Annotated in this window: 21 protein-coding genes; 11 read left to right on the top strand and 10 right to left on the bottom strand. The window is 63.7% G+C overall.

Annotation, left to right across the window (positions count from 1 at the left end; all coding sequences use genetic code 11):
- Window positions 1-44: 44 nt before the first annotated feature.
- Together Mgrana_RS05135 and Mgrana_RS05130 are read left to right on the top strand one after the other, a co-directional pair.
- Window positions 45-938, top strand: coding sequence for a phosphohydrolase (locus tag Mgrana_RS05135; protein ID WP_119356532.1), 894 nt, complete (start codon window positions 45-47; stop codon window positions 936-938).
- 71 nt (window positions 939-1009) lie between these two features.
- Window positions 1010-1624 (top strand): thymidine kinase, encoded by a 615-nt coding sequence (locus Mgrana_RS05130; RefSeq protein ID WP_119356531.1) that lies wholly within the window; start codon window positions 1010-1012, stop codon window positions 1622-1624.
- A gap of 55 nt (window positions 1625-1679) precedes the next feature.
- Here the strand turns inward: Mgrana_RS05130 and Mgrana_RS05125 are convergent, their stop codons facing one another.
- Complete coding sequence (locus Mgrana_RS05125) at window positions 1680-2072, bottom strand: Hsp20/alpha crystallin family protein (protein WP_119356530.1); 393 nt, start codon at window positions 2070-2072, stop codon at window positions 1680-1682.
- Between the two features lie 23 nt (window positions 2073-2095).
- Here Mgrana_RS05125 and miaA point away from each other — a divergent pair, with 23 nt between their 5' ends.
- From miaA to Mgrana_RS05105, 4 genes are all read left to right on the top strand, one after another.
- Window positions 2096-3022, top strand: a complete 927-nt coding sequence (gene miaA, locus Mgrana_RS05120) for a tRNA (adenosine(37)-N6)-dimethylallyltransferase MiaA (protein WP_119356529.1) — start codon at window positions 2096-2098, stop codon at window positions 3020-3022.
- 6 nt (window positions 3023-3028) lie between these two features.
- Entirely contained in the window at window positions 3029-4462 is a 1434-nt protein-coding gene (gene gatA / locus Mgrana_RS05115; RefSeq protein WP_119356528.1) for an Asp-tRNA(Asn)/Glu-tRNA(Gln) amidotransferase subunit GatA, read from the top strand.
- A 209-nt stretch (window positions 4463-4671) separates the two neighbouring features.
- The gene (locus Mgrana_RS05110; RefSeq protein WP_119356527.1) at window positions 4672-5475 is read left to right on the top strand and encodes a 3'-5' exonuclease; all 804 of its coding nucleotides are present in this window, start codon (window positions 4672-4674) and stop codon (window positions 5473-5475) included.
- A gap of 15 nt (window positions 5476-5490) precedes the next feature.
- A complete protein-coding gene (locus tag Mgrana_RS05105) occupies window positions 5491-6612 on the top strand; it encodes a hypothetical protein (RefSeq protein WP_119356526.1) in 1122 nt (373 codons plus the stop codon).
- 4 nt (window positions 6613-6616) lie between these two features.
- On the opposite strand, the gene csaB is transcribed toward Mgrana_RS05105, so the two are convergent.
- From csaB to pheA, 4 genes are read right to left on the bottom strand one after another with little or no spacing between them, the layout of a single operon-like run.
- Entirely contained in the window at window positions 6617-7612 is a 996-nt protein-coding gene (gene csaB, locus Mgrana_RS05100) for a polysaccharide pyruvyl transferase CsaB (RefSeq protein ID WP_119356525.1), read from the bottom strand.
- Window positions 7597-9411, bottom strand: coding sequence for a DUF5693 family protein (locus Mgrana_RS05095; protein ID WP_119356524.1), 1815 nt, complete (start codon window positions 9409-9411; stop codon window positions 7597-7599). The genes csaB and Mgrana_RS05095 overlap by 16 nt, the downstream gene beginning before the upstream one ends.
- Window positions 9408-10052, bottom strand: a complete 645-nt coding sequence (gene udk, locus Mgrana_RS05090) for a uridine kinase (protein ID WP_119356523.1) — start codon at window positions 10050-10052, stop codon at window positions 9408-9410. Before udk ends, Mgrana_RS05095 begins: the two co-directional genes overlap by 4 nt.
- A gap of 31 nt (window positions 10053-10083) precedes the next feature.
- Window positions 10084-10950, bottom strand: a complete 867-nt coding sequence (pheA, locus tag Mgrana_RS05085; RefSeq protein WP_119356522.1) for a prephenate dehydratase — start codon at window positions 10948-10950, stop codon at window positions 10084-10086.
- Window positions 10951-11034: 84 nt separating this feature from the next.
- Between pheA and Mgrana_RS05080 the strand changes: the two genes are divergently transcribed.
- The 5 genes from Mgrana_RS05080 (at window position 11035) to Mgrana_RS05060 (ending at window position 16967) form a co-directional block, all read left to right on the top strand.
- Window positions 11035-12060, top strand: a complete 1026-nt coding sequence (locus tag Mgrana_RS05080; RefSeq protein ID WP_371862064.1) for a lipid II:glycine glycyltransferase FemX — start codon at window positions 11035-11037, stop codon at window positions 12058-12060.
- A gap of 186 nt (window positions 12061-12246) precedes the next feature.
- Window positions 12247-12816, top strand: coding sequence for a hypothetical protein (locus Mgrana_RS05075; protein WP_119356520.1), 570 nt, complete (start codon window positions 12247-12249; stop codon window positions 12814-12816).
- A complete protein-coding gene (locus Mgrana_RS05070) occupies window positions 12813-13715 on the top strand; it encodes an OstA family protein (RefSeq protein WP_119356519.1) in 903 nt (300 codons plus the stop codon). Before Mgrana_RS05075 ends, Mgrana_RS05070 begins: the two co-directional genes overlap by 4 nt.
- 13 nt (window positions 13716-13728) lie before the next feature.
- Entirely contained in the window at window positions 13729-14775 is a 1047-nt protein-coding gene (locus Mgrana_RS05065) for a hypothetical protein (RefSeq protein WP_119356518.1), read from the top strand.
- Between the two features lie 50 nt (window positions 14776-14825).
- Entirely contained in the window at window positions 14826-16967 is a 2142-nt protein-coding gene (locus Mgrana_RS05060) for an ATP-dependent helicase (protein ID WP_119356517.1), read from the top strand.
- A gap of 23 nt (window positions 16968-16990) precedes the next feature.
- On the opposite strand, the gene Mgrana_RS05055 is transcribed toward Mgrana_RS05060, so the two are convergent.
- From Mgrana_RS05055 to Mgrana_RS05035, 5 genes are read right to left on the bottom strand one after another with little or no spacing between them, the layout of a single operon-like run.
- Window positions 16991-17614: a trimeric intracellular cation channel family protein gene (locus tag Mgrana_RS05055; protein ID WP_119356516.1), complete on the bottom strand. Its 624-nt coding sequence runs from the start codon at window positions 17612-17614 to the stop codon at window positions 16991-16993.
- Between the two features lie 36 nt (window positions 17615-17650).
- Window positions 17651-18916 (bottom strand): Gfo/Idh/MocA family protein, encoded by a 1266-nt coding sequence (locus Mgrana_RS05050; protein WP_119356515.1) that lies wholly within the window; start codon window positions 18914-18916, stop codon window positions 17651-17653.
- Window positions 18913-20223: an alpha-galactosidase gene (melA, locus tag Mgrana_RS05045; RefSeq protein WP_119356514.1), complete on the bottom strand. Its 1311-nt coding sequence runs from the start codon at window positions 20221-20223 to the stop codon at window positions 18913-18915. The genes Mgrana_RS05050 and melA overlap by 4 nt, the downstream gene beginning before the upstream one ends.
- 14 nt (window positions 20224-20237) lie before the next feature.
- Complete coding sequence (locus Mgrana_RS05040; protein ID WP_119356513.1) at window positions 20238-21200, bottom strand: SIS domain-containing protein; 963 nt, start codon at window positions 21198-21200, stop codon at window positions 20238-20240.
- A 12-nt stretch (window positions 21201-21212) separates the two neighbouring features.
- A complete protein-coding gene (locus tag Mgrana_RS05035; RefSeq protein ID WP_119356512.1) occupies window positions 21213-22151 on the bottom strand; it encodes an N-acetylglucosamine kinase in 939 nt (312 codons plus the stop codon).
- Between the last annotated feature and the right edge of the window lie 10 nt (window positions 22152-22161).

Here is a 22161-nt window from a genome sequence, read left to right as displayed (position 1 = left end):
CATGCATCACTCCTGCATAGCGGATAAAGCGCTACCTTAGGGGTATGTCTGACAGTGGTTCCATCTTGAATGAGCGCACCGTCCAGGTTGGCAGCCCCAAAGCCAAGCTGTACATTGAAGCAGATCTTTCCATTCGGGAGGGGTTGAGCCGCTTTCCCAAGGCCTTGATGGCTTATGAACTGCTCTCGGGCGACAGCGAGGCCCGGGGGCATTGGAATATGGCCAACTACATCACCGTGCGTAAGCTGGGCTATAACGACCACGGGCGGGTTCATGCCCTGATCACCGGTGCAGCCAGCATTGCCATCCTGGGGCTTTTGGTGGAGCATGGGGTCAAGCCGGATGTGATGGAAAGTGGGGTAGGAGACTTGGAGGACACCTATCTCACGGTGCTTCTCTCCACCATGCTCCACGACATCGGCAACCAGGTGCACCGCATGGGGCATGAAGCCTTTAGTGTGATGTTGGCGATTCCCGTGCTGGATCGGGTGCTTTCCAAGGTGTATCAGGATCCAGAGAAGTGTACCGAGCTGCGGGCCTTCATGCTGCACAGCATCACCACCCACGACCTCTCCCCTGAGCCCCTGACCATCGAGGCTGGGGTTACAGCGGTGGCCGATGGGACCGATATCGCCAAGGGGCGTGGGCGCAAAGCGTTTGCCCTGGGGTCGGTAGACATCCACTCGATCAGCGCCTTGGCGGTGGATGAGGTGCAGATTTTGCGAGGGGACAAGGTTCCCGTGGAAATTCGGGTCAAGATGAACAACTCTGCAGGGATTTTCCAGGTAGAGGAGACCTTGACCAAGAAGGTGCTCAATAGCCCTATCCGCGATTATGTGACGGTCATTGCCACCACCGACGAGACCGGCGAGAACGATCAGCGCATCATTCGCCGGGTGCGGCTGCACGAGAGTGAACCCCGGTTCGTGCTGGACTAAGGGCCAGCCCCACAGAGAATTCTTCCCCTCGAGCGGCCTGCGTTGGGCTTCTGCTATGCTAGGCCCCGGTTATGGCCCTACCTCACCTCCCCCACCATCAAGGCTGGATTGAAGTTGTGGTTGGCCCGATGTTCTCGGGCAAGTCTGAGGAACTGATTCGCCGGGTTAAGCGCGCCCTCATCGCCCGTCAGCGGGCCCTGGTGTTTAAGCCTCGCCTAGACGATCGCTATCATGCTACGGATGTGGTGAGCCACGACGGCAAGCGAGCCGAGGCCATTCCCGTGCGGGATTCCGCCGAGCTGCGCAACCATCTGGGGATGAGCGATGGCTTACCCGATGTGGTGGCGGTGGATGAAGCCCAGTTTTTTGATGAGGGCTTGGTGCCTTTGGTGCTCGAGCTGGCCGACAAAGGTGTCCGGGTGATCTGCGCTGGGCTGGATATGGATTTTCGCGGCGAGCCTTTTGGCCTCATGCCCGAGCTGCTCAGCCGGGCGGAGTACGTGGAAAAGCTCTATGCGGTCTGCCCGGTGTGCGGTGCGCCGGCCACCCGCACCCAGCGCTTTGTGGGTGGGCGGCCCGCACGCCGAGATGACCCGGTCATTCTGGTCGGGGCCAGCGAAGCCTATGAGCCGCGCTGCCGCAAATGCCACACGGTGCTGGGCCAGGAGGTGCAGGCCATTTTGTGAGCGGCGCGGGCCGCACCCTCACCGTAAGGCCCCAGACGGAGGCCTCACCAGCAGGTCATTGCTCCTGGGGCTGGGCCTTTTGGATCACCACCTCGAGCACCCCGTTTTTCAATGAGGCCTGGGCGCTGCCGGGTACAATGTCCTCCGGTAGGGCGATGGTGCGGTGAAACGACCCCGAGGGGCGCTCATGCTGGGTGTACTGGCCTTCCAGGGCGTAGCGCACCCCGGCCAGCGTGACCGTACTGCCCTGTTCCTGTAGCTCTAGATCCTCGTTTTTGACCCCAGGGATATCCACTACGATGCGATACTGTTGGCCCTCATCCAGAACATCGAGAGCCGGTACCCACTGGCCGAAAACCTCTCCTGAAGCGAAACGCCGGGTTAGCTCGTCGAGCTGCTGGCGAATGGCCTGCAGGCGTTCAAAGGTATCGAGACGCTCGATTGCCATTGCTCAAGATTAGCATGAGGGAAATGCCGATTGCCAAAGGGCTGATTCCGGTGCTGGCTGGGCCGACCGGTTCAGGGAAGAGCGACCTGGCCCTGCGTTTGGCTGGACACGGGGGCCTGGAGATCGTCTCCGCCGACGCCAGCATGGTGTATCGCGGGTTGGATATCGGCACCGCTAAGCCGAGCTTGGAGGAACGCCGCCGGGTGCCGCATCACCTGGTGGACGTGCTCGAGCCCAGCCAACCCTTCTCGGTATCTGAGTACCGGCTCCAGGCCGAGGCCGCGCTGGAGGCGGTACTGGCTAGGGGCCGGCTGCCGCTCCTGGTGGGGGGGACCGGATACTATATCCGGGCCCTTTCGGAGGGGATTTTTGAGCTGCCCCCGCCGGATCCCCAGCTTCAGGATGCGCTGTGGAAGCGGCTGCACAGCGAGGGGATATGGCCCCTGCTCGAGGAGCTCCGGGCTCGTAGCCCGGAGGATGCCCTGAGGGTGGGGCAGAACCCCCGCCGAATCGTGCGGGCGGTGGAAATCCTGCGCCGTACCGGTCGGCCTCCGGCCCAACTGCCGCGGCTCGAGCCAAGGTTCGCCTATGCCAAGCTCATCCTCTGGCCCCAGTGGGGCTGGCTCGAGGCTCGCCTGCGGGCTCGGGTGGAGCAGATGTTTGCGCAGGGCTTGCTCGAGGAGGTGCGGGGCCTGATCCAGCGCTACCCCCAGATGCCCACGGCCCTACAGGGGATTGGCTACAAGGAGGTGGCGGGATACCTCAGGGGTCAGTACTCGCTCGAGCAGGCCCAGGCCGAGGTGTTAGAGGCTACCCGGGCATATGCCAAGCGCCAATACACCTGGTTTCGCAAGGAACCGGGGGACGTGACCTATCTGCCCAGGGGAGGGGAATGGGCTTGGGATGGCCTACGGACGTGGTTGGCCCGGTCTTTCCCCTGTTATCATTGAGCCCGTATGTGGGCCCACCAGATCGCCGATGCGGTTAAAAGCGGCAAAATCTCTGCCAAAGAGGTTCTTCAGGAGTATTTGGAGCGTATCCAGCGGCTCGAGCCCAGGGTGCATGCCTTTCTTCGCCTGAACCCTAGGGCCCAGGCTGAGGCCGAAGCTGTGGAGAAGCGGCTCGAGGCGGGAGAGGCCCTGCCCCTGGCGGGGGTTCCGGTCGCGGTCAAAGATAACCTCTGCACCCGGGGGCTAGAGACCACCTGTGCCTCGAGAATCTTGGAGGGCTTTGTCCCCCCCTATGATGCCACCGTGATCACCCGGCTGCGCCAGGCGGGAGCGGTGGTGCTGGGCAAGACCAACCTCGACGAATTCGCCATGGGTTCTTCCACCGAATACTCGGCTTTTGGCCCTACCCGGAACCCCTGGGATTTGGAGCGGGTCCCAGGGGGGACTTCCGGCGGCTCGGCGGCGGCGGTGGCCGCGAACTTGGCCCCCCTGGCCTTGGGTACCGATACCGGTGGGAGTGTGCGCCAACCCGCCGCGTTATGTGGGGTCTACGGCTTCAAGCCCACCTATGGGCGTATCTCCCGCTATGGGGTGGTGGCCCACGCCAGCAGCCTAGATCAGGTCGGGACAATGGCCCGGAGCCTCGAGGATCTGGCCCTGCTCACCGACGCCATCAGCGGCCCTGATGCGCTGGACGCAACCAGCCTACCGCTGGAGCCTCAGTTTCAAAGGGCCTTGACGGAGCCGGCTGAACTCACCGTGGGGATCGTGCGGGAGGCCTTCGCCTCGGGGAACAGCGAGGGGGTGAGCGCAGCCTGCGAAAATTTCCGTCAGGTGCTTCAAAGGTGCGGGGTGCGCTTCGTCGAGGTCAGCGTTCCCAGCCTGCGCTATGCCCTGGCCACGTATTACCTGGTAGACACCTCGGAGATCAGCTCTAATCTGGCCCGCTATGACGGCACGCTCTACGGCCTGCGGATCGCCGGCGCAGATGTCACCGAGACCATGATGCGCAGCCGCGAGGCCGGCTTGGGCCCTGAGGTCAAACGGCGCATCTTGATGGGCACGTTTGCCCTTTCCTCGGGCTACTACGAGGCCTACTACGGCAAGGCCCTGCGGGCCCGGGCCAAGCTCAGGGCCGATTTCGATGCGGCCTTTGCTCGAGCCGATGTGCTGCTCACCCCCACCAGCCCCACCCCCGCCTTCCGGCTAGGTGAGAAGCTCTCCGATCCCCTCTCGATGTACCTGGCAGATATTGATACGGTAGCGGTTAATTTGGCCGGTTTGCCGGCGCTCTCGATCCCCTCCGGGTTTGAAGAGGGCCTCCCGGTAGGGGTCCAACTCATGGCCAGGCCGGTTCAAGACGAGAGGCTCTTCACCCTGGCCAAAGCCTTCGAAGATGCCACAGAACAGGCTTTTCTGCAGGTGGCTCCGCTGAGCTAAAGACCCGAGCTACGACCCTATTCCCGTACCCCCGCCAGGGATGGCCTTCGATACGTTAAGGCGTTACCCCTTCTAAACTCTGTCATAACACTGTGAGCTGAGGTATACTCGCACGAGACCCGATTAATGCGATCTGCTTACTGGAGAACGGGTTCTCTTGCTAGAAATTCCGGTGTATTCCCCAGCGCTCTGAGGTTCTAAATGTGCATATGACCATCGCCACGCACCCCCGATCCGGCCTGAGCCCTACCCACTACCGCCTCTCGACCCGTCTGGTGCGGCATCTGCGCAGCGCCGGGATTCCGCTGGAAGCCCGCGCTCTGGCTGAAAGCGTTCTGGCCAGCCGGCAGGTTCCGGGAGGGGCTTGGGTGGAGGAGCTGCTCGAGCCGCTTTTGGATGGGCGCTTTGAGCGGGTGGGGGGGGAGCTGGGCTTATGGGAGTGGCGGTATCCCTTCCCGGCTTCCGGGGAGGCCATTGTGGTTTTGGACGTGGAGACCACCGGGCTTTCAACCGCCGATCACGAGATCATTGAACTGGCCTTTATTCGCCTCGAGGCGGGGGGGCAACAGGTGTTCCAGCGAATGGTTAACCCTGGGGCCAGCATTCCGCCCTTCATCCGCCGCCTTACGGGGATCTGCGATGCCGATGTGCGCCAAGCCCCAGACATCTATACGGTTTTGCAGGAGGCCTGGCCCTTGCTGGAAGGCGCAACCCTGATCATTCAAAATGCCGCTTTCGACCTCGGCTTTCTCAAGCCCCGGCTGTTGCGGCTGGGCCATCGCCTGGACAACCCGGTAGTCGACACCCTACACTGGGCCAGAAAGGCCCTGCCAGGGCTGCCCAAGCGGGGTTTGGATGCTTTGGCCTGGGCCTTTGACCTCCCTGCTCAGGGGCGCCACCGGGCCTTGGCGGATGTCGAGACCACGCTGGCGGTGGCCTCTGAGATGTACTACATGCTCACCGCCGGACGTCCGGTTCCGGTAACGCAAGCCGCTTTCTTGTCCAATGTGTAAAGGTGCCAGAACCCTATGAGTGGACGCTATGTCTTGACCAGCAACTGCCTCACCACGGGAACCATGAACCTGACCCTGACCCTGCGCAACTACCTTCAGGGACGAGATCATGTGATCTTTCGCGATGAAGATGGGGACACCTATGCCGCCGAGGTCAACTGGGGGAGGGGCCGCATCGAGGGGCTGGGAGCCTACTACGACAAGCGACGCCTGAGCGCCAACGAGACCCTCCTGCTGCACTTTGAAGGGGAGGAGATCGGCCTCGAGGCCCTGACCCCGGCGGCCAAACCGGCCAAGCCGCGCCGCGCGCCTGCGCCTCCGCCCGAGCCCGCTCCGGAGCCAGCAGAGGGGAGCCGGGCGGAGAAGCCGGAAAAACGGGTCAAGGTCACCCCCTACCCGCGCGAGGTGTTGTTTCCGCAAGTACCGGTCAGCGCGGAGGCCCCGGCGTTTAGCGCCGATCTCGAGGCCCTGGGGTTGGTGCGGGAGTCCGGGGGGCCGCCCTGGACCTTCCGTGCGGTGCTGGGAAGGCGCACCTTCAGCCTGGCCCTGGTGCGCTTTGGCGAGATGGAAGCCCGCGAGCTGTTGGCGCTGCGCCAGTCCGGGCGGGTGCATTATGCGGCGATTGTGGCTGGAGAGTCCAGCCGGGCCGAGGCCCTAAGCGAGGTCGGCTCGGTACGGCCCTCGGGGTTGGGGCAGGGGGGGCTGGCCTATGTCTCCCCCGAAGCCCTGAGCCGTCTGGTCAAGCTGCGTTCGGTGTTCCCGTTGGGGGCCCTCGATCTGGAGAAACGCCTGCGGGAGGGGCGCCTAGACCTCGAGTCCATCGCGAGCCTCGAGGCCGAAATTTCCGGGGTGCTGGCTGAGCGGGGGGTTTTTTCTGCGGGGCTGGCCTTGCTGGCGGAGCTGCCTCCCCAGCAGATTTTCCTGCTGGCCGACCTGATGCCTACGGCTCGGGAGCTGGGCCTCGAGCCGGATCAGCTCCAGGGGGTGCTGGAGACCCTCTCAACCCCGCCCTTTCTGCTGCTCAAACGCCTCTCGCCCGGAGAGTTCCTCATGCGCCAGTCGGTGAATCAGGCCCTCGAGGAGTGGACTGAGTACGCGGCGGTCATGGAGCGAAGGCTCGAGGCGATGCGGCTATAGGGCCTTACCGGGTCTTAACCCTGCGCTGGCGATTCACCGAGAGCACCCGATCAAAGCTGGCCCGGGCCCGGGCCTTCATCTCGTCTACAGCCTTCCAGTTGGGCTGTCGCTGCGAGAGCACCGCCGAGGCCAGGAGGTCTGCGTCACCGGGCATGTCTACATACGGGGCCCCGGCATCGCGGCAGAAGCCCGCCACCTTGGGGTCGTAGGCAATCCCCACAAAGGGGGTGCCGGCGGCGGCAGCCAGGATGGCCCCATGCAAGCGAATCGAGACCACGTACCCAGCCTGGGCCAGCAGGTAGCTGACCCGGCGGGGGTCCCAGGCCAGCTCACGGGTGAAGGAGGAGAAGCGCTCGAGGGCCGGCTCGTCGTGGCCGGGTTGCAGGGCCAGCACCACCACCTCAAACCCCTCTACCCGCAGCCGATCCCCGAGCTTGTGCAGGTTGGTGTTGGCGGCCTCGAGCCCAGCCCGTGGCACCAGCACCACCATGTTGGGCTCGCGCTCTACCGGGGGAGGGGTGAGCAGCAGGGCCGGATCGGCCCCATACTGCACATTCAAACCCAGTTGCCGCCCATACTCCAGGGAGGCTTCATCGCGGAAGAAGCACTCCACCCCACGCAGCGAGCGCTTGACCTGGTGCTCCCCCCGAGCGGAGAGCGGCCCCAGCGACTGGTTGAACACATATACCGGCTTGCCGCGTCGGCGGGCCAGGCCAATCAGGCCCAGGTAGTACATCAGGCTCATCCTCGAGGTTTTGTCTTGCAGGAGCCCACCGCCGCCAGAGAGGAAAAGGTCGATCTGGCCTAACCCCTTCCAGACCTCGAGCGGATGGCTGCGCCGCACCGCCTGGATTGCGTAGCGCTTGGCGGTGACGGCAGGGTTGGCGGAAAACGCCAGGACTTGGTGCCCCCGGGAGTGCACTTCCTGGACGATGGCCTCGAGGATGGCTTCGTCGCCCGCGTTTTGGAACCCGTAGTACCCGCTTACTCCAACCACCATCGCCGCACCCTCCGCACGATTGCCAGGCCGATAAATCCCACGATAAGCCCGATCACGATTCCGTTCAACACTCTAAAGAAGGAGATCGTGAGGGGGGTGTGGTAGTGCGAGAAGGTGTTAAGGATGGAGGCAATGCCTACCGAGACCAGCAGCAGCAGGCTGTTGCGGATCCAGGTGGGCCAGGGCAGCAGCAGCGCGATTGGGGCCAGGGCATGCGCAAAGATTTCCTTGAAGCGCGGGCGCACCATGATGTCCTGGAGAAAAGCCCGTAGCTGTAGCTCCCAGCTCGGTACAATGCTGCCCGCCGCGTCGTTGCCCCGGCGCAATAGGGCCAGGGCGACCAGGGCTAGCCCAAAGATGGCCAGGGCGACCTCGCCCAGCCGCAGGGGGTGGGCGTAGAGGGTGTTTAGGGCTCCCTTGAAGTCGCGGGGCAAAAAGGACAGGGCGACCAGCAAGGGGGGCACAATCAGGGTTAGGGAGACGCCTTTGAACGGCTGGAGCCCCAGCACGCTTTGAGGGGTACTGCCCAGAGCGGCCAGGAAGATCACCCCGGCAAAGGCATAGAGCACCGCCGCCAGCCACAGCCCCATTCCTGGTACCGGCGTAACCGCAGCCGGTTGGAGCGGCGCCGACCGTCCCCCGGCGATCCCGAGCACGGCAGGGGCCAGAAGCCGGGGGCGCTCGAGGAACCCCAGCACCGGGAAGACCATGGCCGCCAACAACGGCCCGCTTTCTGAGCGAGCGTAACCCAGAGCAAACAGCGTGAGCAGGATGGCCACAGGAATGCCAAACGGCGCCGGAAGCCCCAGAGCCAGCAGCACCACCCCAGCCGCAATTCCAATCCAGGCCACATAGCGCAGGGGCGAGGGATGGAAGTTGCGCGGCATCGGGGTGCCGATGGGGATATGCGAGCGGCCCAGGTCGTTGGTGAGCAGGCTTAAGAACTCCCGGGTGTCTTGGGCCGTGCGGAAGGGGCGCAGGTAGAGGATTTGATGCCCGCGCTCCCTCGCGGCCAGCACGAACTTATCCGTGACCTCGGGCGGGGTAAGCTTATCCTGCCAGTCGGCTTTGATGCTGAACAACCGCAGTACCGGTAGGTATTTCGAGATGAGGTCAAAACCGCGCTGGTTGGTGGACTCAATCATGGCCACGGGTTTGCCCTCCAGGCGGGTTGCGACCTTCTCAATGGTCTCGGGGTCGGGGAAGCCCAGCACCTCGGTGCCGCCAAAGATCACCACATCGGTCTCGGGGGGAACCAGGGGGGCTTCGAACCTGCGGTTGGGGGAGTTGAGGGGCCGGGCGGCCAGATAGAAGCCCTGGGCTTTGAGCTGTCGGAAGAGGTCGGGGTCAAACCCAGCGGGGAAGCCCCCCACATCTAAAGGAGCCCCCAGCCAGCTTTGCGTGCCGATGGTGATGCGCTCGGTGGGCACGTCCCACTCCGCCGCAAGCTGGTCCAAAAGAGCGGTGGGGCCGGTCAGGTAGTACCAGCCGGGCTTGACCGGGGCCACAGGGTAGATCAGCTTGAGGTTGGCAGCGGATTGGTAAATGACGCGGCCTTTGTCGACCAGCCCCCGTACTGAGCGCTCGTAAAGCGCCACCCCGCCCACCCCCTGAGCTTTGTACTCCTGCAGGAGGGCCTCGAGGCTCTTGCCCTCGGTCCGGGCCTCATCTGAGACGGCCTCACCGTCCATCATCAAGACCACCGGGCCGGGCCGCTCAGCCTTCATCCGGGGCAGCAGGGCGGGAATACAGACCAGCGCCGCCAGGAGCACCGCAATCCGCAGCAGGTTGAGGTTCATGCTTTTCTCCCCTCCATCAGCAGGGCGGTGACTCGGGCGGTCAGCATGGCCAGGGCCTGCTCGTTGCGCCCACCGTGAGGGATGATCACATCGGCGTAGCGTTTGGAGGGCTCCACAAAGGAGAGGTGCATCGGTCGCACCTGCTCGAGGTATTGTCGCACCACGCTATCCACACTGCGTCCGCGTTCCGCCAGGTCGCGCTGTAGGCGGCGGATGAAGCGCACGTCGGGGTCGGCATCCACAAAGACCTTGAGGTTCATGGCCTCCCGCACCCGGGCATCCACCAGCACCATAATTCCCTCCAATACCACCACCGGGGCCGGTTTGACCAAGGTGGTCTGGGCCAGACGGGTGTACTCCTTGAAGGAGTACTGTGGCATCTGTACCCTCTGCCAGGAGAGCAGGCGGCGGATGTCTTCCAGGTAGAGCTCGAGGTCGAAGACCTCTGGGTGATCGTAGTTGAGCTTGCGACGCTCCTCGAGCGGCAGGTGGGTGTTGGCTTTGTAGTAGTTGTCCATCGGCAACAGGGCCACGTGCGCGCTCCCCACAGCCTCCACCACCGCCTCGGTGACGGTGGTTTTACCGCTGCCTGTGCCTCCGGCGATTCCGATTACGAAGGGCTGACTCACATCCCCAATCATAGCCGGAAGCCCAGGGGGCGTGAACGGGCCTTTAGACCTCCGGTGTGGCCGAGGTTCTCTGCCCCACGAAGCCCCAGCTCGTCACCGCCGGATAAGAGCCCAGCACTTTGACGAAGGAAGCCCGGCGCAGCAGCACCAGCAAGGCCTGTGAGGGCCCCGCGTCCTCGGCATGGCCCTCGAAGTCGGCGTAGAAAATAGGGGAGAAGGGCCGGTCGGGGTCGCGGCGCGGGCGGGACTCGAGCTTGGTCAGGTTGATGCCCTGGTCGGCAAAGGCCTGTAAGGCCGCCAGCAGCTCGCCGGGGCGGTGGCGGGTGGTAAACACCACCGAGGTTTTGTATGGCCCCTCGCGGCGGGGCAGGTCCTCGCGCGAGAGCACGAAGAAGCGGGTGTAGTTGCCGCTGAAATCCTGAATACCCTCAGCCAGGATTTGCAGACCGTAACGCTCGGCAGCCCGGCGGCTGGCGATGGCGGCCAGGCCTGGGCGGGGATGCTCGGCCAGTTCTCGAGCGGCCCCCGCCGTGTCATAGACCGGCTCAGCCTCGAGCTTGTAACGGGCGATGAAGCCATCGCACTGGGCCAAACCCTGCGGGTGGCTGATGACCCGCTTGAGGTCCTCCATCCGGGTGCCGGGTGGGGCCAGCAAGCAGTGCTCTACCTTGAGCACGATCTCACCGACCACATGCAGATCGGTCTCGAGAAGCAGGTCGTAGGTTTGGTTGATGATCCCGGCGGTGGTGTTTTCCACCGGGACCACCCCGAACTCGAACTCACCGTTGCTGACCGCGGAAAACACCTGATGAAAGGTGGGTAGCCCAATGGCTGTGGATCCAGGGAAGGTTTTGAGCGAGGCCTCTTCGCTATAGGCGCCTTCGGTCCCTTGAAACGCAATGCGGCTCACGGGGACAGTATAAATGTTTAAAGAACCCCCTCTGGCCTGCGCCCAGTGGTGAACGCCGGGTGCTTGGCCTCATAATGGTGAACCGTGTTGCGCCTCCAAACCGTGCTTGAGCCCGCTCAGTGGAATCAAATGGTCGCATCTTTGCCCATCACCAGCGCCCTGCAGTCGTGGGGTTGGGGGGAGGTCAAGCGGCTTTCGGGTTGGGAACCTGAGCGGATAGCGCTCTATGAGGGGGAAACCCTGGTGGCTGCGGCCCAGCTTTTTCGCCGCCGCTTGGCGGGGCCGGTCTCGATGCTCTATGCCAGCCGGGGCCCGGCCCTGCGCGACCTGAGCGAGCTGCCCCAGGTGGCGGAGGCTTTGAGGGCCCAGGCCAGTGGGGCGGTATACCTGAAGCTCGAGCCTGAATGGGGGCAGAGCGCCGAGGCTTTGGCCCCCGAGTTTCCTGGTCTGGCCTTGGCTGAAACCATCCAGCCTGAGTACACCATTTGGTTGGACCTGAGCCTGGGCCAAGGGGGCTTGCTCGACCAGATGGACAACATGCACAAGCGCAACACCAAGCTGGCCGAGAAGCGGGTGGTCACGACCATTGAGGGCGAGGAGGCCTTTGAGGAGTTCTGGGAGCTGTTCGAGGCCACCAATCGGCGGGCCAAGCTGCTCCAGCACTCGAAAACCTACTATCAGACGGTGCTGCGGGCGATGAATCAGCCCGAAGGCCGGGCCTTCATCTCGATCGCCCGGCTCGAGGGCCAACCCTTAGCCGCGGGGCTTTTCGTGGCCTTTGCCGGCAAGGTGGACTATCTCTATGGGGGGAGCAGCCGGGAGCACTCCAATGCCAAAGCCCCCAACGGAATGCATTGGGGGGCCATTCGTTGGGGCCTAGAAAATGGCTACCGCATCTACGACCTTTGGGGTGTGCCGCGCCGCAGCGAGGGTAGCCATGCGGCGGGGATTGACCGCTTCAAGGAGGGGTTTGGGGGGCAGCGGGTGCGCTTCCCAGCCTATGACTATGCGCTTTCCCCGCTGTACGGGGTGCTCACCAAAGCCCTGCGCTTGCGCAAGAGCTGGATGAACTACCGAACCCGGGGGACCACCCGGGATGTGCTGTCCTGAGCTCCGGATGGGCCTGGCGCGGGGGGCTGCTTTTGGATTATGGCCGCGTTAGCCCAGGGTAAAATGCACCGCTCGAGCAGCCTCCAGGATGTACCCTGAGCGCTGGAGAGGGCTTTCCTAGAGGGGTTCTTTGGGGACTGCCCCTCGCTTCACCCTTCTAAGCGCCCCAAACCCTAGGCTTCTACCGTGGTTCGCACCGCCCTCATCGCCCTTGCCGTCATCGTAGCCCTCTCGGTGTTCTTGGTCACCCGCCCGGTCCCCCCTCCACCAACCCCACCCCAGGGGGTGCGGCTCGAGAATGTTCATCTCACCCTTTACCCCGAACAAGACCCCAAAGCCCGCTGGGAGTTTTCGGCGGCGGAGGTGGAGCAGGACCCTGGTACGCGGGAGGCCAGGGTCAGCGGGCTGCAAACTGGCCAGCGCTATGTGGAGAACACCCTCGAGCTGCGCCTCTTTGCCCCGGTGGTGACCATTGACCGCCAGGACAACCTGCGCCTGCCCTATGCCAAGGTGGAGATCCTCAAGGGGTGCTATAGCGTTCAGCTAGGGGCCGCGGGCCAGTCCCCAGTGACCATTGACCAGCGCCAGGGGTTTAAAGCCCCCTCGGTGCTCATCACCTCGCCCACCATCCAGGTGGATGGGGTGAATTTCACCAGCGACTTCGGGATTCAAAACCCCAGCTGGAATGTGCGCAAGGAGACCTTTATCACCGGTGGGGAGCCTCAGCCCTGCACCATCCAAGGAGGAAGCCAATGAAGCGTGTCGCTCTGCTTGTGTTTTGTGCGGTGGCTCTGGCCGCAAGCACCAAAGAACGCGTGATCACCATTGAAAGCCCCGATGCCTCGGCGCGGCGTACCGGGGACCTGACCAACGGCCCTTGGGTTTACGAGGCCACCAAGGTGGGTTCGTTGGTGGGCAAGGTCAAGGACCTACAGATTGTCGCCCTCAAGGCCACCCTGAGCGCACCGCCAGGCAAGAGCATGCAGGCCGCTGAGGGGGCTCGAGTGGCCACCTTTGAAAACAGCGTCACCGTCAAGCGCGATCGGATGACCGCCACCGGCCCTAAACTGGTCTACTCTGAAGCCACAGGGAAAGGGGTGCTGGAAGGGGGGGCCAAGATGCACCAAGACCCCAAAGACTCCAAAAGCGACCCTGTGGACGTGGTGGCTCCCCGCATGACCTTTGAGGTGGACACCAACATCTCTACCAGCGAGGGGGGGGTTAGCCTTAAGAATGGGCGCCAGGAGGGGAGATCCCAAACCGTGTACTACGAGGAGGACCGGGGGCTGGCCATCTTCACCGACGAGAACCAGGTGGTATTGACCCGCAAGCGCGATAACGGGGATCTGATCATTCAGGGCAAGGAAATTCGCAGCCTGACCGAGGCCAAGCGCCTGATCGCTACCGGTGGTGTGACCCTGATCGACGGGGACATCACCACCACGGGGGCCAGCCTTTACTATGACGACAACACCGGCGAGGCCATCATCCTGGGGGACCGGGCTAAGGGCCTCCCGGCCAAGAGCGTGAACAAAAAGGATGGCGCCACCCTCAGCAGCGGCACGCTCAAGCAGAATGTCAACAACAAGCGGGTGCAGCTATACAACCAGCCGTTTAAGTTGCCTGAGGCGGATTTCAAAAAGGCTGGGAGCTGAACAGGGTCCAGAAATGCAGCAGCAGAAAGCCGGGGGGGAGAAGCGGGGGGCCAGGGCTTGGCTCTTTCCGGCCCGTGCTCTGGCCTTGGGCTCGCTGCTGTTGATGTGGGTATGGGCCCAGCAGGCCGGCCCACCCCCAGACCAGGGCCAGGACACCCTTGACCCCTTTGCTCCCACAGCCACCCTCGAGCGCAAAGGTAAGACCATCACCGCCATCAAGACCAGCCCGGACGACCAGGGCGTGAGCCAGATCGAGGAGCGCGATCTGATCGTGGGCAAGCTAGAGCAGCTCGATCCTTTGATGGTTGGGGGGAAGGCTGTCCGCATGAACGACACCACCCAGATGGCCAAGGGGCTCAAGGTAGGAGAGGGGGTCACGGTGGAGTATGTCAAGGACGAGGACCACCCCGACCAAACCCCCTTGGCCCGGCGGGTGTATGCCGGGGAGCGCAAAGGGGCGGTGCTCCAGCGCTTCGTGTTCTATGACCCGGCTCCCTTCCGGGTCAATGTGCGCTTCGGTAAGGATGCCCAGGCATTCGGAGCCCTGGCCCTGGTGGAGAAGATCAAGGACGGGGGCGAGACCGTGCAGCTCGATGGGGGTTCGGCCAGCTATAACGAAGCCGAGGACCGCCTCGAGATCCAGCCCAAGGCCGCCCCCAAGGCGGTAGAGGTGCGCCAGGGCAAGAGCACCGTTTATGGCAGCCGTCTCGAGTACGACAATGACACCGGTGAGGCCAGTATCCTCGGCCCCAACGAGATTTCCCGCAGCGGAGACAAACCCCTCAAGGGCCAGTCGCAGCGGATGGTGTACAACGTGGACGACGAGACCCTGAGGATGTTTGGTGAGATCAAGCTCGAGCAAAACGGGCGCACCACCCTGGCCAGCTCGGCCTTGGTGCGGGAAAAAGACGGGGTGGCCTACCTCTTTGGCAGCGACAAAGACCCGGTGGTCAGCACCGACAAAAACGGTACGGCCAAGGGACGCCGCATTCGCTACAACCTCGACACGGGGGATGTGGTGGTGGAGCAGCCTGCCGGTAGTGAGTTCAACGATCAATAGGAAGCCCCTCACCCATCTGGTTGGGCCGGGGTGTTAGACTCGGCCTTCGAATGGATGACCTGCTCTCCTCGCTCAACCCGGCCCAACAAGAAGCCGTCCAACACTACGAAGGCCCGGCGCTGGTGGTGGCGGGCGCAGGTTCAGGTAAAACCCGCACGGTGGTGCACCGCATCGCCTATTTGTTGCGCGAGCGGCGGGTGTACCCTGGGGAAGTTTTAGCCGTGACCTTCACCAACAAGGCCGCAGGGGAGATGAAGGAGCGGCTGGCCAGGATGGTGGGGGGCTCGGCCAGCGACCTATGGGTTTCTACCTTTCACTCGGCGGCGCTGCGCATTTTGCGGGTGTACGGCGAGTACGTGGGGCTCAAATCGGGATTTGTGGTGTATGACGACGACGACCAGACCACCCTGCTCAAGGAAATCCTGAAGGAGCTAGGCCTCGAGGCCAAGCCCGGTCCATTTCGGGCCATGCTCGACCGGATCAAAAACCAGGGGAGGGGGCTCTCCGAGTTTCTGCGCGAAGCCCCGGAGTTTATCGGGGGGGTGCCCAAGGAGCTTGCGGGGGAGGTCTACCGCAAATACCAGGCCGGGATGCGGGCCCAGGGTGCGGTGGATTTCAACGACCTGCTGCTCTTGAGCATTCAGCTGTTCGAGGAGCAGCCCGGTGTCCTGGCCAAAATTCGCCAGCGGGCCCGCTTCATTCACGTGGATGAGTACCAGGACACCAACCCGGTGCAGTATAGGCTGACCCGGCTTCTAGCTGGTTTGGCTGAGGGGGGAACGGGGCCCAACCTGATGGTGGTGGGCGACCCCGATCAGAGCATCTATGGTTTTCGCAACGCCGATATCCACAACATTCTGGATTTCACCAAGGACTACCCTGGGGCCAAAGTGTTTCGGCTCGAGGAAAACTACCGTTCGACCGAGTCCATCCTCCAGGTGGCCAATGCGGTCATCGAGAAGAACGCCCTGCGCCTGGAAAAAACCCTGCGCTCGGTGAAGGCCGGGGGTGAGCCGGTGCGGCTTTACCGCGCCCCCAACGCCCGGGAGGAGGCTGCCTTTGTGGCCCGGGAGATCGTCAAGCTGGGGCAGTATGGCCAGATCGCGGTGCTCTACCGCACCAATGCCCAGTCCCGCTTGCTGGAGGAGCACCTACGGCGGGGTGGGGTTCCGGTGCGGCTGGTGGGGGCGGTGGGGTTTTTCGAGCGGCGGGAGGTCAAAGACCTGCTGGCTTATGGGCGGGTGGCGGTCAACCCGCTGGATGGCATTAACCTGCGCCGTATCCTCAACACCCCGGCTCGAGGCATTGGGGCCAGCACGGTGGGCAAGCTGGTCGAGCAAGCCCAGCGCACGGGGCAGAGCCTGTTCGAGGTGCTGCGTCAGGCCGAGGGGCTGCTCTCGAGGCCTCAGCCGGTACAGGCTTTTGTGGAGCTTCTCGAGGAGCTGCTCGAGGCCGCTTTTGAGACCGGGCCGGCGGAGTTTTTTGAGCGGGTGCTGGATGCTACCGGTTTCCGTGAGGCCTTGAAGCAGGAAACCGATGGGGAAGAACGCTTGCAGAACATCGAGGAGTTGCTGCGGGCTGCGCGTGACTGGGAGGAGGAGGAAGGCGGTTCGCTCTCGGACTTCCTAGACTCGGTGGCCCTTACCGCTAAGGCCGAGGAGCCCCAGAAGGGCGAGGCCCCACCCGAGGCCTCGGTCACCCTGATGACCCTGCACAACGCCAAAGGCCTCGAGTTTCCCACGGTGTTCCTGGTCGGGCTGGAGGAGAACCTGCTGCCCCACCGCAACAGCCTGAGTCGCCTCGAGGATTTGGAGGAGGAACGCCGCCTGTTCTATGTAGGGATCACCCGGGCCCAGGAGAAGCTCTACCTCTCCTATGCCGAGGAGCGCGAGACCTACGGCAAGCGCGAATACAGCCGTCCCAGCCGCTTTTTGGAGGAAGTGCCGCCGGAACTGCTCAAGGAGATAGGAGCCTTTGGAGACACTGCGGTTCCGGTAATGGCCTATACTCGCCCTGAGCCCAAGCCCAAGCCCTCACTCGGCGAGTTTAGGGGGGGGGAGCGGGTGCGGCATCCCCGCTTTGGGCAGGGCACCGTGGTCGCGGCTCTCGGGGGGGAGGTTACGGTGATGTTCCCTGGGCTGGGCCTCAAAAAACTGGCCCTCAAGTTTGCTGGGCTCGAGAAGATAGACTGACGCGGGGGGCTCGAGCGGGAAGGCTAGGGTTTTGGGGTGGGCAGCCGCAGCCCCAGCCACCGGCTGCTGAGCCTGAGGGCAATGGTCGTGGTGGCCCCCAATAGGAGGGCCAACGCCGCGAGGGAGGGGAAGAACTTGTAGATGATAAACACCACCAGGGCCCCTGCCGAAGCGGCCGAGGCGTAGAGATCGCGGTTACGGTAAAACACCCCCGGTACCTCCCCGGCCAAAACGTCGCGCAGTATGCCTCCCCCTACTCCCGAGACCGTCCCGGCAAAAATGCACCCCCAGAATCCCAAACCAAAGGTCAGGCCGCGCTCCGCCCCCAGGGCTGCGAAGAGCCCCAACCCCACCGTATCGAGGTAGTAGATCGGGCGATCTAAACGGGAAACCCGACCATAAAAGCGCCATACCAAAAGCGAGATCAGCAGCACCGCCCAGATGACCGATTCGTTGCGAAACACTTGAGGGGGCAGGGAGCCCACCAAGAGGTCGCGGATCGAGCCCCCTCCCACCGCGGTGACCCCAGCCAGCACAAAGATCCCCACCAGATCAAAGCGCTTCTGCACCGCCAGCAGCGCCCCTGAGGTGGCGAAGGTCAGAGTGGCCAACCACCCCAGGAGCTCGAGGAACTGAGGGTAATTCATACCAGCATTATTGCGGCTTCTGCGGAGGCCAGGCTTTTAGCTTTCCAGCTCCTCCAGGCGCACCACCCGCCCTTCTTTGCGGGCCCGCTCCGCGGCAAACACCATGAGGTGACCTTCCAAAGACTCCCGGGCTCCGGAGAGGATCCCGCTGGGATCCCCGGTGGCCACAGAGGCAATAAAGCGCTCCATCAGGGCGAAATCCCCCCCGCCGTGCCCCGAGAGGATCGAGCCATCGGTGGCGGCTTGGCTGTCGTGGCTGAGGGTGGTCTCGGTAAGGAAGTCGTAGACTCGAATCTGCCGCCCATCCCCATACAGCTCCCCTCGAGTGCCGAAGATCCGGGTCTCGCGCGGGCGCATCTGGGTAAAGGCGGTCATGGTGAAGCTGGCCGTCTGCCCCTTGGCAAACTCCATATTGACCACCTGATGATCCACCACATCGTTGTCGCAGGCGTAGACGCAGCGCCCATACGGGCCTTCCCGCAGAGCTTGAGCAACGGACTCCGGGGTGGGCTCAGGGGTCAGGACATTGAGGGGCCACCCCGTGAAGCCGCTGGCCAGATGGCGCCCGTAGATGCGTTTGGCGGAGTAGGGACAGGTGGGCTCTATCGAGCAGTCCAGGCAGCGTTCGGCAGCACCTTCGGGCTTTTCCTCAGCGCGAAAGTGTTTGAGTGAGCCAAAGGAGGAAATCCGGGTGCAGCTTTGCCCCAGGAGGTAGCGCAGCCAGTCCAGGTCGTGGCAGGACTTTTGCAGCAGCATCGAGGAGGATTGGTCCTCGCGCCGCCAGTTGCCGCGCACGAAGGAGTGGGCCTGGTGCCAGTAGCCTACGGGTTCCAGGTGCTCCACGCTCACGATCTCTCCGATGGCCCCTGAGTCCAGCACCCGCTTGAGCAGTTGGGTGTAGGGGGTGTAGCGCATCACGTGACAGACCGCAAAGAGATTGCCGTGGGTCTCTACCGCCCGGACGATGCGCAGGCTGCCTTCAAGGTCGGGGGCCATGGGCTTTTCCAGCAGGATCGCGTAGCCTTGGGGGGCCAGGGCCTCCACCGGTTCGACGTGCTGGGCGTCTTGGGTAGCGATCACCACCGCGTCGGCCAGGCGTCCCCTCGAGGCCACCTCGCGCCAATCGCTGAACACGTTCTCCGGGGGGAGGCCGTAGGTTTGGGCCATCTGCTCACGCTGAAAGGCCCGGGGCTCCGCCACCCCTACCACCCGCATTCGCTCGGGGTACTGCTGGGCGAACTGGGCATAGATCTGCCCCCGGCTTCCCGCTCCGATAATCAAAACGCTGACGGGTTTATTCATGCATAAGCCCCCAAAAACCCTGCCTCCGCCGCCCACATCTCCTCGAACAGGGCATCAATTTCCGCAGGGGAGCAGACCGCGGCGGTCAGCGGGTCCAGCATTAGGGCATATTTGGCGGCCTGGCGGTTTTTGCCCAGGATGGCCTGCACCATTAGGGCATGCACCGCCATGTGGGCGCGGTTGTGGGCGGCGAGGTGCTCGGGCAGGGGGCCGAAGTGGGTGGGCTGGAGGCCCTTGCGGTCTACCAGGCAAGGCACCTCCACACAACCCGGGCCGAGGTTGTCAATCAGGCCGTGGTTGAAGACGTTGCCGTAAATCACCTTGGCTTGGTTAAGCATCTTTGCTTCTACGATGTCGGCGGCGTACTCGGGGCTGCGCTCGAGCGGAATTTCTTCCCTGCCGTTCAGCATGGCCCGAATGTATTCATCCGACTCCTTGCGCCACTGGGGCCAGTGGTTGGCGTAGAACCCGCTTTCGCCCAAGTACCCCGCGCGGGTGTAGCGAGTGATCAGGTCGGGGCGTTTGCGGAAGTAGGGGCTGTACTCGGAGAAATGACCGCTGGACTCGGTGGGGTATGCCCTGAAGTGCTTGACCCACTCAAAGCGGATGGGGTCGCGCTCGTAGAGGGCGGGGTCTTGGATGCGCTCCAGCAGGATGGGGTACTGGTCTACCCCGCCAACCTCGAGGCGGGTGAACCAGGCGTTGTGGTTGATCCCGGCACAGCGCCAGTCGAGCTGCTCGTAGGGCACCTGGAGGTACTCTGCCAGTTGCTGCGAGCTGCCCTGCACGCTGTGGCACAGCCCCACCACCTGTAGCCGGGTGGCCTCGAGGCCCACCAGGGTGAGGATGCTCATGGGGTTGGTGTAGTTCATCACCACCGCGTGGGGGCAAAGCCGTTCTATGTCGCGCAAAATCTCGAGCCAGGCCGCCCCGGTGCGCAGGGCCTTGAAAATGCCGCCCGGCCCGATGGTATCGCCAATGCACTGATCCACGCCGTATTTGAGCGGAATCTCGTAGTCGTAGCGGACGTTCTCGAGCCCCCCTACCTCGATGGTGTTGATGACAAAATCGCTTCCCGCCAGCACTTCCTTCCGTTCGGTGGAGGCCTGCACCTCCCAGTCGCGCCCTTTGAGCTGTATCACCCGCTCGGTGATCCGGCGGGCCAGCTCCAGCCGTTCAGGGTCGAGGTCCACCAAGGCGAATCGGCCTGTGGGCAGCCCCTCGATGCTCAGGATGTCGGTCACGATCTGGCGGGCAAACACCGCGCTGCCTGCGCCAATCAAGGTAATTTTGGGGCGAGCGGTCACGTTTCCTCCCCAGCTCAGGACAAGGTCACCACTTTGCTCAAGTGGCGGGGGGCGGTGGAGTCTAAGCCCTTGGCCTGGGCGATGCGTTCGCCTAGGAGCTGGAGCACTGGCAGCAGCAGCAATCCCCGCAGGGCTGGGTTGGGTTCATCCAGCTCCAGGCTCACCTGGCCGGGTCCCCCCAGGCCCAACACCGTAGCCCCTTTGGCCTCCAGCTCTCGAGCCAAGGCGGTCTCTTCCGGCAGCCCGGCGGGGTGGTAGAGCAGGGTGGCCAGAACCCCTTTTTCGACCATCGAGATGGGGCCGTGGCGGTACTCCATAGGATGGTAGGCCTGCACCAGGCTCAGGCTCATCTCCTGGGCCTTGAGGGCTGCTTCATTGGCGATCCCATACAGCTCAGCGGCCCCGAGATACACCAAATGCCCTTGGTTAAGGGGCAGGGTGCTCAGTTTGGGGGCGCTGGCCTCCAGCAAGTGCTGGGCGCGCTCCGCAAAGCCTGGGGGCACGGCCAAACCGGCTAACCGGAGCCCGGCCCACAGCATCAGGCTGGCTGAAGCGGTCATTACGATACCCTCCAGCGGATGGGTCTCGAGCTCGAGGATATGGTCGGAAACCGCGGCCAAGCTGCTCCCTTTAGCGCAGGTGATTCCGATCACGCGATGCCCTGCGGCCCGGCTGTTGCGGGCTGCGGCCACGGTTTCGGTGGTCTCGCCGCTGCGCGAGAGGGCCAACACCTGTATCGGGCCCTGGGTGGCTTGGTAGGCCGTGGGGTGGAGAAGCCACTCTCCACCCGGCACCGCTATGGCGGATTTGCCCAGCCGATTAAGGGTGGCGGCCAGGGTTTGGGCCAGATAATAGGAGGTTCCACAGCCCACCACCGCGATGGGCTGGGCCGGGTTGAGGCGAACGGTCTCCAGGCCCTGGATGGGTTGTTGCCAGTAGGTGAACTGCTCAAAGATTCCACGTTCGGTATCGTTCATTGGCCCTTGTCCTCAATCCTGTAGTTCTTGTTTTAGACGGGCGATCCACCCAGGATCTACCGGCCAACCGGCTTTGCGGGCGGCATAGAGCAACGCCCCTCCGATGGGAGGCAGTGCCGGGGGAGCCCAGGTGCCCAGCGGCTGCAAGGCCTCACCCACCCAGGCTTTGATCAAGGCGCTGTTGAAAACGCTGCCGGCATAGCTGAAGTGGTGAGCCGCGGGGTCGCCCAGTTGCCGGAAGGCCGCCTGGGCCAGCAGAACCAGCTCGTCCGCGGCCAGCTTGAGCAGGGCTCGAGCGGTGGGGTTGCCTTGTCCAGCCAGGCGGTCTACGCTCTGGGCGAGCCGCGCAATTCCCGAACGGGGGTGCTCGAGGCGGTAAAACCACTCCAGCAGACCCTCGCCGTCTCGCGCCCCGATGGCCTCGAGCATCCCGCTCGCAAACCCGGGATCCTCCAAACGTCCATCCAGGGCCTTGCTGAGGGAGCCCAGGGCGCGTTGGCCAATCCAGTAGGCGCTTCCCTCGTCTCCGAAGCCATCGCCCCAGCCCCCCACCCGGAGCTGGCGGTGGGCCGAGGCCGCCCAGGCCATGGAACCTGTGCCGGAGAGTATCAGAACCCCGGCTTGGCCTGGGTGGGCCCCCACGAACGCCACTTCTACATCGTTGAGCACCGCAAAAGCCGTTTGGGTTAGCGCTGTGCCCACCGTCTCCACTTGTTCTGCGCTGACTCGAGGCACCTCGCCATACCCCGGCAGGCCCAGGGCTGCGTAGGCGATCTCTGACCCTGAGCAGGGGAGCTGTTGCAGCAGCCCGGTTAGGTGCTGCTTCCAGGACGCATTGTCAAAGGGATTAACCCCCTCAGCCCGGAATGGCCCCTGTACCTGACCTTCCGGACTGGCGAGGGCCATCAGGGTTTTACTGCCGCCGCCGTCTACCCCCAGCACCCAGTTCATGCCGCACCCC

The sequence above is a fragment of the Meiothermus granaticius NBRC 107808 genome, from assembly GCF_003574355.1.
Taxonomy (GTDB): Bacteria; Deinococcota; Deinococci; order Deinococcales; family Thermaceae; genus Meiothermus; species Meiothermus granaticius.
This window is presented reverse-complemented; position numbering and strand designations above follow the sequence as displayed.

Bases quoted from the DNA above. Each gene is read 5' to 3' on its own strand.
- Mgrana_RS05135 (WP_119356532.1), top strand. From the start codon at position 45: ATGTCTGACAGTGGTTCCATCTTGAATGAGCGCACCGTCCAGGTTGGC.
- Mgrana_RS05130 (WP_119356531.1), top strand. From the start codon at position 1,010: ATGGCCCTACCTCACCTCCCCCACCATCAAGGCTGGATTGAAGTTGTG.
- Mgrana_RS05125 (WP_119356530.1), bottom strand. From the start codon at position 2,072: ATGGCAATCGAGCGTCTCGATACCTTTGAACGCCTGCAGGCCATTCGC.
- miaA (WP_119356529.1), top strand. From the start codon at position 2,096: ATGCCGATTGCCAAAGGGCTGATTCCGGTGCTGGCTGGGCCGACCGGT.
- gatA (WP_119356528.1), top strand. From the start codon at position 3,029: ATGTGGGCCCACCAGATCGCCGATGCGGTTAAAAGCGGCAAAATCTCT.
- Mgrana_RS05110 (WP_119356527.1), top strand. From the start codon at position 4,672: ATGACCATCGCCACGCACCCCCGATCCGGCCTGAGCCCTACCCACTAC.
- Mgrana_RS05105 (WP_119356526.1), top strand. From the start codon at position 5,491: ATGAGTGGACGCTATGTCTTGACCAGCAACTGCCTCACCACGGGAACC.
- csaB (WP_119356525.1), bottom strand. From the start codon at position 7,612: ATGGTGGTTGGAGTAAGCGGGTACTACGGGTTCCAAAACGCGGGCGAC.
- Mgrana_RS05095 (WP_119356524.1), bottom strand. From the start codon at position 9,411: ATGAACCTCAACCTGCTGCGGATTGCGGTGCTCCTGGCGGCGCTGGTC.
- udk (WP_119356523.1), bottom strand. From the start codon at position 10,052: ATGATTGGGGATGTGAGTCAGCCCTTCGTAATCGGAATCGCCGGAGGC.
- Mgrana_RS05070 (WP_119356519.1), top strand. From the start codon at position 12,813: ATGAAGCGTGTCGCTCTGCTTGTGTTTTGTGCGGTGGCTCTGGCCGCA.
- Mgrana_RS05065 (WP_119356518.1), top strand. From the start codon at position 13,729: ATGCAGCAGCAGAAAGCCGGGGGGGAGAAGCGGGGGGCCAGGGCTTGG.
- Mgrana_RS05060 (WP_119356517.1), top strand. From the start codon at position 14,826: ATGGATGACCTGCTCTCCTCGCTCAACCCGGCCCAACAAGAAGCCGTC.
- Mgrana_RS05055 (WP_119356516.1), bottom strand. From the start codon at position 17,614: ATGAATTACCCTCAGTTCCTCGAGCTCCTGGGGTGGTTGGCCACTCTG.
- Mgrana_RS05050 (WP_119356515.1), bottom strand. From the start codon at position 18,916: ATGAATAAACCCGTCAGCGTTTTGATTATCGGAGCGGGAAGCCGGGGG.
- Mgrana_RS05040 (WP_119356513.1), bottom strand. From the start codon at position 21,200: ATGAACGATACCGAACGTGGAATCTTTGAGCAGTTCACCTACTGGCAA.
- Mgrana_RS05035 (WP_119356512.1), bottom strand. From the start codon at position 22,151: ATGAACTGGGTGCTGGGGGTAGACGGCGGCGGCAGTAAAACCCTGATG.